12 protein-coding genes are annotated in these 13,793 nt (G+C 29.3%); all 12 read right to left on the reverse strand.

What is annotated here, in order from left to right; all coding sequences use genetic code 11:
- Positions 1-454 precede the first annotated feature (454 nt).
- The 12 genes from bslm_RS13065 to bslm_RS13120 all read right to left on the reverse strand — a co-directional run bounded on the left by bslm_RS13065 (position 455) and on the right by bslm_RS13120 (position 13,793).
- Positions 455-1,444 (reverse strand): cysteine peptidase family C39 domain-containing protein, encoded by a 990-nt coding sequence (locus bslm_RS13065; protein WP_015714405.1) that lies wholly within the window; start codon positions 1,442-1,444, stop codon positions 455-457.
- Positions 1,444-1,992: a hypothetical protein gene (locus bslm_RS13070; protein WP_128484055.1), complete on the reverse strand. Its 549-nt coding sequence runs from the start codon at positions 1,990-1,992 to the stop codon at positions 1,444-1,446. The genes bslm_RS13065 and bslm_RS13070 overlap by 1 nt, the downstream gene beginning before the upstream one ends.
- Before the next feature lie 54 nt (positions 1,993-2,046).
- The gene (locus bslm_RS13075) at positions 2,047-3,222 is read right to left on the reverse strand and encodes a Gfo/Idh/MocA family protein (RefSeq protein ID WP_015714407.1); all 1,176 of its coding nucleotides are present in this window, start codon (positions 3,220-3,222) and stop codon (positions 2,047-2,049) included.
- 33 nt (positions 3,223-3,255) lie between these two features.
- Complete coding sequence (locus bslm_RS13080) at positions 3,256-4,494, reverse strand: M20 family metallopeptidase (protein ID WP_015714408.1); 1,239 nt, start codon at positions 4,492-4,494, stop codon at positions 3,256-3,258.
- Complete coding sequence (locus bslm_RS13085) at positions 4,491-5,732, reverse strand: ATP-grasp domain-containing protein (protein ID WP_052728188.1); 1,242 nt, start codon at positions 5,730-5,732, stop codon at positions 4,491-4,493. The genes bslm_RS13080 and bslm_RS13085 overlap by 4 nt, the downstream gene beginning before the upstream one ends.
- A 27-nt stretch (positions 5,733-5,759) precedes the next feature.
- Positions 5,760-7,367: a phenylalanine aminomutase (D-beta-phenylalanine forming) gene (locus bslm_RS13090; RefSeq protein WP_046381224.1), complete on the reverse strand. Its 1,608-nt coding sequence runs from the start codon at positions 7,365-7,367 to the stop codon at positions 5,760-5,762.
- A gap of 28 nt (positions 7,368-7,395) precedes the next feature.
- A complete protein-coding gene (locus bslm_RS13095; RefSeq protein WP_015714411.1) occupies positions 7,396-8,283 on the reverse strand; it encodes an NAD(P)-dependent oxidoreductase in 888 nt (295 codons plus the stop codon).
- A 13-nt stretch (positions 8,284-8,296) separates the two neighbouring features.
- A complete protein-coding gene (locus tag bslm_RS13100; RefSeq protein WP_015714412.1) occupies positions 8,297-10,060 on the reverse strand; it encodes a non-ribosomal peptide synthetase in 1,764 nt (587 codons plus the stop codon).
- Between the two features lie 19 nt (positions 10,061-10,079).
- A complete protein-coding gene (locus bslm_RS13105; protein ID WP_015714413.1) occupies positions 10,080-10,892 on the reverse strand; it encodes an ABC transporter permease in 813 nt (270 codons plus the stop codon).
- Positions 10,892-11,647: an ABC transporter permease gene (locus bslm_RS13110; RefSeq protein WP_128753637.1), complete on the reverse strand. Its 756-nt coding sequence runs from the start codon at positions 11,645-11,647 to the stop codon at positions 10,892-10,894. The genes bslm_RS13105 and bslm_RS13110 overlap by 1 nt, the downstream gene beginning before the upstream one ends.
- Before the next feature lie 31 nt (positions 11,648-11,678).
- Positions 11,679-12,683: an ABC transporter ATP-binding protein gene (locus tag bslm_RS13115; RefSeq protein ID WP_015714415.1), complete on the reverse strand. Its 1,005-nt coding sequence runs from the start codon at positions 12,681-12,683 to the stop codon at positions 11,679-11,681.
- Between the two features lie 129 nt (positions 12,684-12,812).
- Entirely contained in the window at positions 12,813-13,793 is a 981-nt protein-coding gene (locus bslm_RS13120; protein ID WP_015714416.1) for an SDR family oxidoreductase, read from the reverse strand.

Raw genomic sequence — 13,793 nt, forward strand, 5'->3', positions numbered from 1 at the left:
AAAATGCTTTAATAAAGAGACACATCATTCATTCTTATTTGACCAATCGGAAAGTAAAAATTGTATTGCTTACTGATCGAGTAGTAAAGTTTTTCTGCGAGTCACTTAAATATAAATTTATTTATACTAGAACACTTATAGTATAAGGAACGGCTAGCTTTTACAGGGAATGTTGGGATTTAGGTGTACCAGATCATAGTTAGATGTAAAGTGATAAAGAACATGAATACAGGATGAATCAATTCATAAAAAAGAGCTGTTTTCAGAATTCTGAAAACAGCTCTTTTCTTTTAATTATGGTGCTATTTTTTAAGTAGTACGCTCTTCGACACGTTCTTTCATTGTAAAATCCCTCCCTCGTTACATTTTATCAAGATTCAGAATATTCCAAACCCCGATATTGTCACTATACCATAACTCATTTCATTTTACTACCTTTTTTTTAATATTTTGTTTATTTATTACAAATAATGCTATGAATTTCTTCTGACATTCTAAGTGTTTCTTTCTCTTTTTCCATTATTAATTCGACTTTGTCAAGCATTCTCTGAATTAAATTTAACCTATTATTCATAGTTGATTTTAGAACCATATTCGCCGACACTTTCCAATCTTGTCCTATAAATAAATAAGCCTCTGCTATATTTTTTATTTCAGGATAATAAACAGAAATATCAAATAGATAATCAGCATATTTATATCTAGAATTTGAAACCGCTGATAACCCCCTATATATTTCCATAATTTTTTCTTCAGACTGATTGAAGGTGTCATCAATATTATGTTCGTAATAAAAATCTAAAAATTTTTCCAAACCCGACAACCCAAATTCTTTAATAACACCCGGTACATCAGGAATATTAGAGGTAGATATTATTCCCCTCAGATTATTATTATTATGTTTAATAGGTTCTAATAGTATTTCCTTAGTTAAATAATTTTCTTCAGGTAATTTAATATACATGTATTTAAGATTCATAGAGTTTGCCTCTATCAGCTCTTTAGGTTTTAGTTCTGCTATTGAACCATAAGCATCATCAACATATGTAAAAAGACTTTCTTCATAACCGATAATTGTGATTATATGAGGAGTGTGACGTGTTTGATAATACATATTTCCTCTCGTATAGTATGTATCAACTGGGACAAGTACAGGTTCATTTTCTCTTAGAAGATTGATTATTCCACTTAAAAAATCATTTTTATATTTATGTTTAATAGTCTTTACTTTAATATTGTGTATCCACTCTAGCTCTTGGACACGGGTTAAATATGAACCTTCTAAATTACCAATTCCATACTTTTCATCAATATAATAAATTAACCCTGATTGTTTCCAGACTGAATTAGAATGGGGATAATTCTTATAAAACAATATGTTAGTTACACTTAAATTCATACAATCATATCCAGCTCTATTATATGGTTTAATATCCAATATCATTATAACCATCCATCCTTCTCAAGTGTTAAAGAAAAAATATGCATACTGGGATTATCAACTAGTAATATGCTTTTAAAGAGACTATTACTTGGAATTCCAACAACAGAATACCATATATTAGTTTTTACTGTCCTAGTATAACCACTCTTATTTGAGTTAATACCTTCACAAATAATACCTTTTTTATTATTAAATTTAGGCGAAGACTCAATCCAATCTGTTAATCCAATTTTTACTTCTTTAATATCATTTCCCACAAGTTTAATAGGTTCAATAAAAGAGCCATTATCAGCGGCACCAAGAACATGTATATTGCTATAATATGCTTCTTTAATTTGAATTTCTTGATTCATAAACTCCAAATTGTCAACAACTAAAGGATCTTTATTTGGAAACAAAAAGGGCACACCATATAATTCTAAAACACTTCTAGAAGATGGGAGATTTTCAGAAATATAACTTGATCCAAATCCAGTAAAATTAGCATCTTGTGGATTATTCATTCTGGAAATCCCTTTATTATTAAATAATTCTTCTAAATTTATCATTTCGTATTTCCCCATAAAATCACCTTTCTTAGAAAATATACTTATTTAATTTGTTTAAAAGTTTTCGTCTGTTTTTGCAAAATCATTTCCTCTTATCTTTCCAGTTAAGTAATCTTTAACTGCCTCATCAACTTTTTTATAGTGATTAAGATTAAAAGTTTTTTCTCCAAAAATGGGGGTATCTATTAGATTTAATTCTGAATGTGAATGTAAAGAACTAACAATTTCCTGAACATAAGCAGAACTTGACAACTTAGCGAGGGTGAAACTTTCTCTTAACCCTTTAATTTCATTTACATTTTCGTCTATAAATATACTGGTCTTATGAACACAAAAAAGTTCTGAAATTATTTTATTAGAATTTACTTTCCAAGTATTAATTAATCTTTTTCTTCCATAAGGCAAATTAACTTTATAAACTCGACATATGTCCATATCCCAATGTGGTTTATCAAAGATCAGTACAACCATATATGTCACTATTCCTTCACTATTTGCTAGATAAAATTGTACATTTCGCCTGCGTTTTTCCCATAAAAATGAACTTGATCCATTAACAAGAATCTCATTTCCAATTTTTAAATTAACATTGATAGTATCTAACACTTGCTTTCCTGATATTGAAAAATCACTATAAACATAAGTACCTCCGAGTATTTCAAAAGGTGTACCAGGTTTAATATTACTAATCATTAATATTAAATCAATTGGGTGTGATATCTCAGATGTAACTCCTATTGTAGGTCTATGATCGTATAACCTGAACTTTCCCCAAAAAAAACTTGCCCTTTTTACAGTAAGGTTGTTTGTTTGCATCCAATTCAACAAATACTTTAAAATTAAACTATGTCTCTCTACAAAATGCACAGCAATTTCATTTTCATCATATATAGAAAGTATATCTCTGACTTGATTAAATTTCTCAACCAACAATTTTTCAACTAAAATTCTTTTATATTTTGTAGAATATTTCTTTATATCTTTAAGTATATTAAAATGGCTATTCTCATTTGTTGCTATAACTATAATATCGTACGCCCCATTTATGAGAAGGTCATTAACTTTTTGATAAGTTTTTATATTTGTATTATAAAAATTTTCAAGTCTCTCTCTATTTCTATCACAAATTGCAACTAGTTTTACATCGCCTTTAATTTTTTCTCTATATAATATCGCTCTTAAGAACCTGCTGCCCGCACTTCCCATACCAATTAAAGCAATTGATAGCATAATATTAAGTCCCCTTGAATAGATGTTTTCTTTTTATTCTTCCTTAGATAGATAATCAGCAAGGATTAGGATCCCTTTTTGTAATTCAGCTATATCTATTTTTTCGTGAGCTGAATGTGCATCAGAGAGATCACCGGCACCAAAAATTAAAGTGGGTATACCAGTAAATCTTTGATAAAGATGTGCGTCACAACTTACACACCATCCATAGCTTTCTTGTTGTTTTATTCCATTTCTATTTAGTGAATTCATTAAGCTTACTACGTTCGGGTCATTTTTCTCGATCAGGTAAGCACTATTCTTTAATCCTTCAAATTTTATACAAACATTATTATTAGTCCAGTCATCATTTGTATCTCTGCATACTTTTGTTATTTTTTCTTTTATATCTTCAATAGAGTAGTTCGGAAGAAAACCAATATTACAAATAAGCTCGCAATATTCTGGGACGGATCCTGCCCACTCTCCTCCATTTATTTTTCCTATATTTATTTGTACTGGCATATCCCATATGGAAAATGCTTGATTGTTTTTTGCTTCTTCTAGTAACTCTAGTTCTAAGCACTTAAGTCGATTTACTATATTGTAAGCACTTTCTATAGCATTGACACCTGCTTCTTTACTTCCCATATGTACTGCCTTACCTTTTACGGTAATATTCGCTGTTATACAACCACGATGTCCCCTATACACTAAAAGATTTGTAGGTTCCATCACAATTATAGAATCTGCCTCGACACCATGCAGAATAGAAGATATAGTTCCATTACTACTGACCTCTTCTTCAATCACTAAATCAATAGCTATTTCTTTATTTATTTTAATATTGTTTTCTTGCAAAAACCTAATAGCTTCTATTAGCATAATTAAATTACTTTTTGTATCACAAGCACCGCGTCCATATATGTAACTATTTTTAATGTATGGAGAAAAAGCATGAGGAAAGTCTACTGTTGCTGGGACAACATCTATATGAATATTAAATAGCACACTCTTTAAACTATTATTTTTACTGTATTTAAACGCTTTAATATTAAAACGTTCTGAATTAATAACTGATTGGTTGGTTTTCACAAAAGCTGAGTGAAGTTCTAAATCTTTATGTAAATGTTGTTTTTCAATTATAAAGCCAACTTCGTTTAGATAGTCTCTTATAAAATTTAATGCTCTATGTTCATGTGGTGAAGAAGTATCTATACTTAAATAAGAAAACAAATTACTTATTATCCTATCTTCATTTTGATAAAACCACTCTTTAAATTTCATTTTCATTTTAACACCTCATTCTTTGTTGTTATTATTCTGATTGTCTGTTCTATTAAATTTGCATTCTTGCTTGCTTCTTTTCTATCCTTCCCTGTTACAATAATATAACCAATGCCTTCCGCCATATTGCGAGGTTTTTTCACAATATCTCCTACAGAGTATGGGGGAAACTTCCACCACTTAAAGTCATAATAACCTGGTAAATTTTTAATTTCTTCTAAACCCTCTATATTAGTTATAATACCTGGTTGTGCAAAAATTGTTCTATTTACCATACCCTTTTCATATTTTGGATTCAAATAATTGTAATCAATTTCTTCATGTAGTGCTTGTTGAATAGCAGCTCGGAGGATATTCGTACCATTACTTAAAGGAATCATCTCTGTACCGAAGCGAGGACCACCAAGCCTAGGCGTAATTTCAAGAACTTTTATTTGTTTGTTATGTAATATAAGATCTCCTTTTACAATCCCATTTTTAATTCCTAAAGCAAGGGCAGCTTCTTCAGTAACTTTAGAACACATCCTTTTTTCTTGATCCGCTAAAAGTGTAGGAATAATGTCTCCAACTTCCACAAAGTGGGGCTTGTACTTTTCATAATGAAAAACTCGTTCGGAAAGACCAGTTAAATGAAACTTTCCATCTATCATTAAACCTTCACTGCTGTATTCTGTTCCTTTTAAATATTCATTTACTATAACACTTTTTTCATTAGTAGCATTCGTACAGTATTTATAGGCTTCATAAAGATCTTGTTTACTTTCCACAAGTACTACGCCTATCGATCCGTATAGATTTATAGGTTTTAGTACTAAGGGAAACTCTACATCTATTGCCCTTTCCAATAATTCAGCATAACTATTTACGATTCTATATTTAGGTGATGGAATATTATTCTCTTCAAAAATTTTACTTCTATTTGATTTTATAGTTGAATTAACTGCAACTTCATAAGGAATACCGAATAAATTAAAATATTCCGCAATGATTGATACAGATATTGCTGTATCAATACATAAACTAAAAACAGCTTCAAATTCATATCCTTTTTCATATAGGTAACAAGCTGCTTCTAAGGCGCTCTTAGGATCAATAGGATCTGCTCTAACGAATTTAGTAATATACTGCATGCCAATATCATGCTTAAACTCTGCTATCATATAAATTTCGTAGTCTTTGTTAAGATCTTTTAAAATCTCGGCACTATTTCCATTACCACAGAATAAAATTCTTCTTTTTCTCAATTTATAACACCTCATTATCTATGACTATTATTTATTGATATCGATACTTGTTATATTATCCAATTCCTTTAATAATGTTGTTTTTTGTACTAAGTATTTCAATTCTTCAATAAAAGGGGTGATCGAAGTATCGTATGATAGATAAGGTACAATCTTTCTTACATTATCATAAAGAACTTTGGTTGCATTTGATAGGTTGCTTTCTTCTCTTATATCAATAGCTTGACAAGCACATAAAAGTTCAAAACTAACGATATATAAAGTATTCTCTAAAATTTCTTTACATCTCCGTGAAGCTATTAATCCAAAAGAGACTATATCTTGAAAATCTCCAGTTGATGTTAATGTTTGTATTGATAATGGTGTGCATAATGATCTATTTTCAGCAGTCAGGGAAGTACTCATAAATTGACCACCCATTAAACCTAATCTTAATCCTGGATTTTCTTTTGTTAGGAAAGCAGGTAGACCATTACTATTTGACTTATCCATAAATCTATCAATTCGTCTATCAGACAAATTAGATAATGTCGTTAAGCAAATTGATAAGTAGTCCATAGCCATAGAGATATATTGCCCATGGAAATGTCCATTATGAAAAACATTGTTTTCCTCTGGTAAAATCAAAGGATTATCACTACTTGAATTGATTTCATTTTCTATAATAGTCGATGCAAATTCAACAGTTTCATATAATGGACCTAGTATCTGAGGAGAACATCTTAATGAATACGCATCTTCAATTTGATTGTCTAAATGCTCTACAACATTTTTTTTCTTTTCTTGAATATTAGCCTCTGTTTCTGCTTCATCTATAACAAATTTACTTGATTTTAAAATATTATAAATTTTAGTTGAAAAATAATTCTGTCCTTTATGGAGTTTTCTTTTATGAACTATTGGATCAAAAGGTTTAAGCTTTGTAGCAAGCCCTTCAAAAGTCAACGCAGAAATGTATTCGTAAAAGCCTAAAAGTTGTTTTACCCCATCACTTACCATAGCACCCGTACCTGCCATAGCCGAGGTTCCATTTATAAGAGCTAGACCTTCTTTGTAGCCCAATTTCATTTTTTTAATTTTAGCTTTAATAAGTGCTTCTTCTCCTGTTAAAACTTCGCCTTCAAACTTTGCCTTCCATTTTCCCACTCCAACCAATGCTATAAACGCTAGAGGCCCTAAGTCTCCGCTTGCACCTAAAGATCCTTTTTTTGGTATACATGGTATTACATTTTTGTTTAACATATTCAAAAATATTTTGAAATTCTCTAAAGATATTGCAGAAGCCCCTTTAGATAGAGAAATTAATCTCGCTAACATTGTCGCCCGAACATCTTCATCACTCATATATTCGCCTACATTTGAGGCAACAGAGGATATTAAATTATTTTGTAACTTTTCGGAAAATTCGACAGGGACTAGATAATCTACAAATCCTCCCATACTTGTTGTTACACCATAGATTATACGACCATTTTCAACATATTCATCCAATAATTTTCTAGACGCTAAAATTTTATTTTTCACTTCATCATCAATTTCAACTTTCAAATCTGGCTCTTTTACTATTTTAATAAAATCAGAGAGACTTATTTTTTGGTTGGATAATACAAATTTTTTAAATGAGTAATTTTCCATTAAATTATATTCCTCCTACTAGCTTAAGTTAAAATTTTTTATGCTTTGAGTAAAAATCATACAATCTAGGTAACATTTCATTTCCCAATCCTCGCTCTATAGCTTGTTGAAAAAATAAAATAAATTCATCAACAATAAATAGTTTACTCTGTTCTTCTTCATTAATTATTTCTTTAAAATATTTTAAATCTTTATAAGCATTGTTGATTGAAAATTGTAATATACTTTCTTCCTTATTATTAATCCAATTAATCATTGAAGGTAAAGTAGATATATAATTAGAACCTTTGGACATTATCTCATCAAGTTTATTAACATCAATGTTATTTAATTTAGCTAATGCCAAAGAAGTAATAACTATTCCTGTAAACCCCATAGAAATGAAATTGTTAAATAGTTTTAATTTGTGTGCTTCCCCTAATTTGCCTATATAAAAAATATTCTCCGAAAAACAGCGCAAAATGTCTTTATTTTTTTCAAAAATAGTATAGTCTCCACCAACCATAACATTTAGTTTACCCTTTATTGCTTCTTCAGGGCCTTTTGTTAGTGGGGCATCAAGAAGGGTTACTTGTTTATCCTTTAAATAATCCCCTAAGATTTTTGTTGATTCTGGGCGGGATGTTGAACAATCAATAATTACAGCATTATTCCTTAAATGATTAATAACTCCATCTTCCCCTAATAAAACTTCTTCTACAACCCGAGAGTTAGGTAAGCATAATAGAATTGTTTCACATTTAAGAGCAATATCAATTATTGAATACTCTAGCCTTGCCCCCATCTCCTGTAACTTTTGAACTTTTTGACTATTTCTGTGTTTAATTATGTGTAAAAAGTACCCTGCTTTTATTAAATTTAAAGCTATACCGTAGCCCATATTTCCAATTCCTATAAGACCAATTCTTTTACTCATTGTTTTTTTCTCCTTACTCAAACTTTTTATTTTGTATCCTATTTAATCTTATATATACAAAATTTATAATATCTTCTATCGTTTTAAATTTATCATAAATTAAAAAATCATCGTCAAACTCGATTTCAAAACGTCTTTCAATTTCTGAAACCATTTTGATAAATCGTACCGAATCCATACCAATTTCACTAATTTTCAAAGTTTTATTCTTAAAATCTGTCTGTAAAATATCATTTATAATATACATTATAGTTTCTTTATAATCACTTTTGTGTTCTGAAGTTTTTCCTTTTTGAATAACAAGTTCTTTAATTTTTTTCCGATTTATTTTCCCGTTAACGTTCATAGGAAATGATTCAAGACAAATGAAATGACTAGGAACCATATAAATTGGTAGTTTATCAAGTAAAAAAGATCTAAGTTTCTGTTCATTTATTGTGTTATTACTTGTAAAAAATGAACAGATCCATTGCTCGTTATTCTTATCTCTATTAATTTCTGTTACACATTGTTTTATTCCAGGGTATTTAATGATTACTTTTTCGATTTCTTCCAATTCTATTCTGTATCCTTGAAACTTAACTTGATTATCCTTTCTACCTAAATATTTAATATAACCACTTGGCAAAATTACACCGAGATCACCAGTTTTATAAATTCTATTCTCACTAATTGACGGAATTGAGACGAAGTTTTTTTTGGTAAGCTCAGGCTTATTAACATAACCTTTACCTACACCTATACCTGATATATAAATTTCTCCTTTTTCGTTAACTCCCAGTTTTTGTTGTTTTTCATTTAAAATGAATACATTCATATTTTTAATAGGCTTTCCTATATGAATATCATTTGCTTTAGTTAAATTGCAATAAGTTGCAAATGCAGTTATTTCTGTTGGTCCATACAGATTATAAATCTTAGCACTACTATTAGTTTTAATTAATTCAAGTAGATTATAGGATATATTTTCAGCACCTAATAGCACAGTAGTTAGTCTTTTTAAAAAAACATAATCGTTATTGTAACTAAGGAGGTATTCTAATCTTGTAGGAGGAATAAGGAGTATATCAACATTGTTATTTATAATTAATTTTTTCATTAAAACAGGGTTTATTTGCTCTTTTTCATTCGCAAGCACAACTGTCAAACCCTTACATAAAGGTAAAATAGTTTCAGGTACTGACATATCAAAAGAAATATTTGATATGCAGGCTATTGTTTTCCCAAAATTTATTCCAACTTCTTCTGTTCCATTTCTAATTAAATTCATTAACGACTCCTGTGTTATCAGAACACCTTTTGGATCCCCTGTCGAACCAGATGTATAAATAATATAGGCTGTATTTTTCATATAATTAGGTGAACTTTTTTGTGGAATATCTTCAGTATATGTTGTTATTTCTTTTGCTTTAGACATATTTATAATTTTCTTGTTCTTAATGTAATTGCAATCTTGATCAGAAACAACACATTCTGATCCGCTATCTTTTATTAAATAAATAATCCTTTTTTCGGGTAATGTTGGTTCTATGGGGACATAAGTTGCACCTAGCTTCAGTAATGCAAATAATGTAGCAAGTAGCTCAGGAGACCTTTTCATTATTATACTTACTATTTTACCTGAATGAATTCCCTCTTTTTCTAAATATAACGCTATTGAATCCACACGGAATAGAAACTCTTTATAAGTAATTCTCTGACTTTCGAATTTGACTGCTACTGTGTCTGGATACTTAAATGAAGTCCTCCTTAACAAATCATAGATTGACAGTTCCATTTTATTCCCCCCCCTTAAATTAACTGCTAGCGCTGCTATAATTCTTTATTGCATAATTCCAAAATATACGGACTAAAACAAAAAGAATGATCGGGACAATATAAGCCCATATTAAAAGCGTATTAGAAATCTTGCCAACTAAGAACATTGAAGGAAAATTTGAGATTGTAAAAATAGGTATAAGAAAAATCCCTATTCTTTGAATTATTTTTGTATAAATTACCATCGGCATTGTATTAAAATCCCATGCCTTATCTGATATATTAAATATCGCCTTTGTTTCAATAATCCAAAAAGACAAAAGCTGCGGAATCAAAAATAATGTATACGCAACAATTACTCCTAAAAAAATTAGTAATATATAACCAAGAAAATAACTAAATGTTAAATCTATATTTAATTTTAAAATAGCCATAATAACCATTGCCGTTCCACCTAAAAAGTTTGATAGGATCATAGAAAAGTCAATTTTCCTAAGTGTTAACATAAACTGGAGGGAGACTGGTTTTATTATAAGAAGATCTAAGTCACCCTTTTTTATGTTATTAGGTATTTCGTAAAAATTAATCATTATAAATCCAGTATAGAATGCTGTTATTATAGAAAAAGTTCCTACATAAAGTAAAATTTCATCTGGTGAGTAACCGTTAATAGTAATGTCTAGATTATAAATAACAATAAGATACATAATTTTTGTAAATATAAACCCACTTTCTACAATAAACCCAATGAAAAAATTCCATCTATATTCCATTTGAGTTATTAAACTAAGTTTTAAAAATTGAATATATACAATTAAATGCTTATTAACTACATTAATTAATTTACTCATTAGCCACCCACCGCCAAATATTTGTTCATACCAATTTTCCACAAAGCTTTAAGGAGAAAAAAGTGGATAACTATCCATACTAACTGAATTAGAACTCCATTAAGAATCATGGAAGGGCTTAATCTTCCTGTTATTATGTTTATCGGAAAATATACTGTATATTTAAAAGGTAAAAAATTAAGAGCATAGTTTAATCTTTCACCAAAAATATCTAAGGGGAATATTGAACCACTTATAATTAACGTTAAAAGATTGACTCCCCAAAAAAGCATTGATACTTCTTCAAACCAAAATGCTAATGAACTTATACAATAGAAAAAAAGAAAATTAAGCAATATAGATAATAATATAGGTATAATCGAAAAAAATATATTGATTATATTTAAATCTAAATCCATAACCGAGTTAATAGTACATAATAAGAATACTGAAAGTATTATTGTAACTAATAATTCGCTGCATTTTTGTCCTAAAAAACAACTACTTCTAAACTTAAAATAATTTATTGGCTGAATAAGAAATTTACTTAAACCCCCATCCTTTATATCTAGTGCAATATCCCTCTCAAACCCTGTAGATACTAAATTCGTAACCAAAGCAGCCATTACGGTATATATAATTAACTCACTATAAGTATAACCAAAAACTGTTTTGCTACTAGTATTTTCAAAAATAGAAGACCACAAGTATAATTGGATTACTAAAGTGAAAAATCCTCCAAATATATTAAGAAGGAAATTAGTTCTATACTCCATTGAATTTTGAATTCCTAATATAAAAGTTTTCTTATATTTTAGCCTCTTTCTCAATTTTAATCACACCTTCTTTCCTATACAATAATTCAATGCTCTCTTCAATTGGAATATTTTCTATGGTGAAATCTTTTATTGGAAATTGACTTAGAATGGATAATAAATCTTGATTAACAATTTTATTTTCAACTTCCAACTGTACATTATAATCATCATACATCCTAATATTTCCAAGTGGAGATAACTCATTTTTATTAAAGTTTTCTGTGAAATTTAGATTTATTAGTTTTTTATTGTTAAATATCTCATTTATTTTATATAAATCACCATCATAAACTAGCTCCCCATTATTAATTACTATAACTCTATCGCACAATTCCTCTATATCTTCCATATAATGACTCGTTAGTATTATTGTTGTTTTGAATTTTTGGTTATAATCTTTAATGAATGCTCTAAGATTTCTTTGAGTAATTACATCTAAACCTATTGTTGGTTCATCAAGAAAAATTATTTTAGGTTGATGTATTAGTGCAGCAATCAATTCCATTTTCATTCTCTGTCCTAGAGATAATCTTCTTACTTGAACGTTTAATAAATCTTTAACTTTTAATAATTCAGCCAGTTCTCTAACAATTAAATTGAACTGTTTATCATTTATTTCATATATATATTTATTAAGATTTAGTGATTCTATTGCAGGTAAATCCCACCAAAGCTGACTCTTTTGCCCCATAATTATGGAGAAGTTTTTCTTAAACTGTTCTTTTCTTTCCCATGGTATATAGCCGCTTACTGTAGCGGTTCCTTCAGATGGATAAAGTATTCCAGCTAACATTTTTAATGTCGTAGTTTTTCCGGCACCATTAGGACCTAAAAATCCAACGATCTCACCTTCTGAAATACAAAAGGACACATTCTTCACAGCTTTTTTGACTAATTTCTTTCTTCGAAATAAATTTTGAAGTGAAGATTTTACCCCAAGCTCTTTTTTATAATAATCGAAATGTTTAGACAAATCTTTGACTTCTATAATCATAAGACCATTCCTTTTCACATTTAGTCTCATAAGGCAACCATCAACAAATAGAGAAGTTTTGTTAACCAAAACAATTGTTATAAATAACTCTTTTTTAATATATACAAAAACATTTACATATTAATATTTTTATAGATTATTCTTATACCAATCAATAGTTAACCGCAAACCAGTTGCAACGTCATAGTCAGGTTTATAATTCAATAAATTCATAGCTTTATTTATATCTGCATTTGAATGTCTAACGTCTCCAACCCTATCCGGACCAAACTTAGGAACTATTTCTTTTCTAAGAATTCGAGAGATATCTGAATATAGCTGAATTATGGTTTTCTGTTGGCCGAATGCAATATTGAAAACCTTGCCAAAAGACTCTTCTTTAGCAAGACAAGCTTTTAAATTAGCTTGGACTACGTTATCAATAAAAGTAAAGTCTCTAGTCTGTAAGCCGTCACCATTAATTATTGGCGGTTTATTATAGAGAAGCGTCTTGATGAATTTTGGTATAACCGCAGCATAAATTGAATTAGGGTTTTGCCTCTTTCCAAAGACATTAAAATAACGCAAACCAATAGTTGGAAAATCATAAATCTCATTAAAATTTTTCGAATAAAGTTCTTTGGTAAGCTTTGTTATTGCATAAGGAGACAATGGATTACCTATTCTATCCTCAATTTTTGGTAGATTTAAATCGTCACCGTATACTGAAGAAGAAGAAGCATATACAAATCTTTTTACTTTAGCTTTTTTAGAGGCTACAAGCATATTTAAAGTTCCGTTCACATTTACATCATTTGTTTCAATTGGTTTGTCTATAGATCTAGGCACAGAGCCGAGTGCTGCTTGATGTAGTACATAATCAATTCCCTCACATGCCTTTTGACATTCTTCTAAATTACGAATATCACCTTTTTGGAGGTCAAAATTAGAGTTGCTATAAAAAACTTCAATATTTTCTTTATTACCAGTAGAAAAGTTGTCAAGAACCCTTACATAAAACCCCATTTCTAGTATTTTTTCAACAAGATTAGACCCAATAAAACCCGCTCCACCAGTAACGAGAAATTTGGAATTTTCAGGGAAATCATATCTATTATTATTATTATTCAA

Source organism: Bacillus sp. LM 4-2 (genome assembly GCF_000978495.1).
GTDB lineage: Bacteria > Bacillota > Bacilli > Bacillales > Bacillaceae > Bacillus > Bacillus subtilis.

Bases quoted from the DNA above. Each gene is read 5' to 3' on its own strand.
- bslm_RS13065 (WP_015714405.1), bottom strand. From the start codon at position 1,444: ATGATATTGGATATTAAACCATATAATAGAGCTGGATATGATTGTATG.
- bslm_RS13070 (WP_128484055.1), bottom strand. From the start codon at position 1,992: ATGATAAATTTAGAAGAATTATTTAATAATAAAGGGATTTCCAGAATG.
- bslm_RS13075 (WP_015714407.1), bottom strand. From the start codon at position 3,222: ATGCTATCAATTGCTTTAATTGGTATGGGAAGTGCGGGCAGCAGGTTC.
- bslm_RS13080 (WP_015714408.1), bottom strand. From the start codon at position 4,494: ATGAAAATGAAATTTAAAGAGTGGTTTTATCAAAATGAAGATAGGATA.
- bslm_RS13090 (WP_046381224.1), bottom strand. From the start codon at position 7,367: ATGGAAAATTACTCATTTAAAAAATTTGTATTATCCAACCAAAAAATA.
- bslm_RS13095 (WP_015714411.1), bottom strand. From the start codon at position 8,283: ATGAGTAAAAGAATTGGTCTTATAGGAATTGGAAATATGGGCTACGGT.
- bslm_RS13100 (WP_015714412.1), bottom strand. From the start codon at position 10,060: ATGGAACTGTCAATCTATGATTTGTTAAGGAGGACTTCATTTAAGTAT.
- bslm_RS13105 (WP_015714413.1), bottom strand. From the start codon at position 10,892: ATGAGTAAATTAATTAATGTAGTTAATAAGCATTTAATTGTATATATT.
- bslm_RS13110 (WP_128753637.1), bottom strand. From the start codon at position 11,647: ATGGAGTATAGAACTAATTTCCTTCTTAATATATTTGGAGGATTTTTC.
- bslm_RS13115 (WP_015714415.1), bottom strand. From the start codon at position 12,683: ATGATTATAGAAGTCAAAGATTTGTCTAAACATTTCGATTATTATAAA.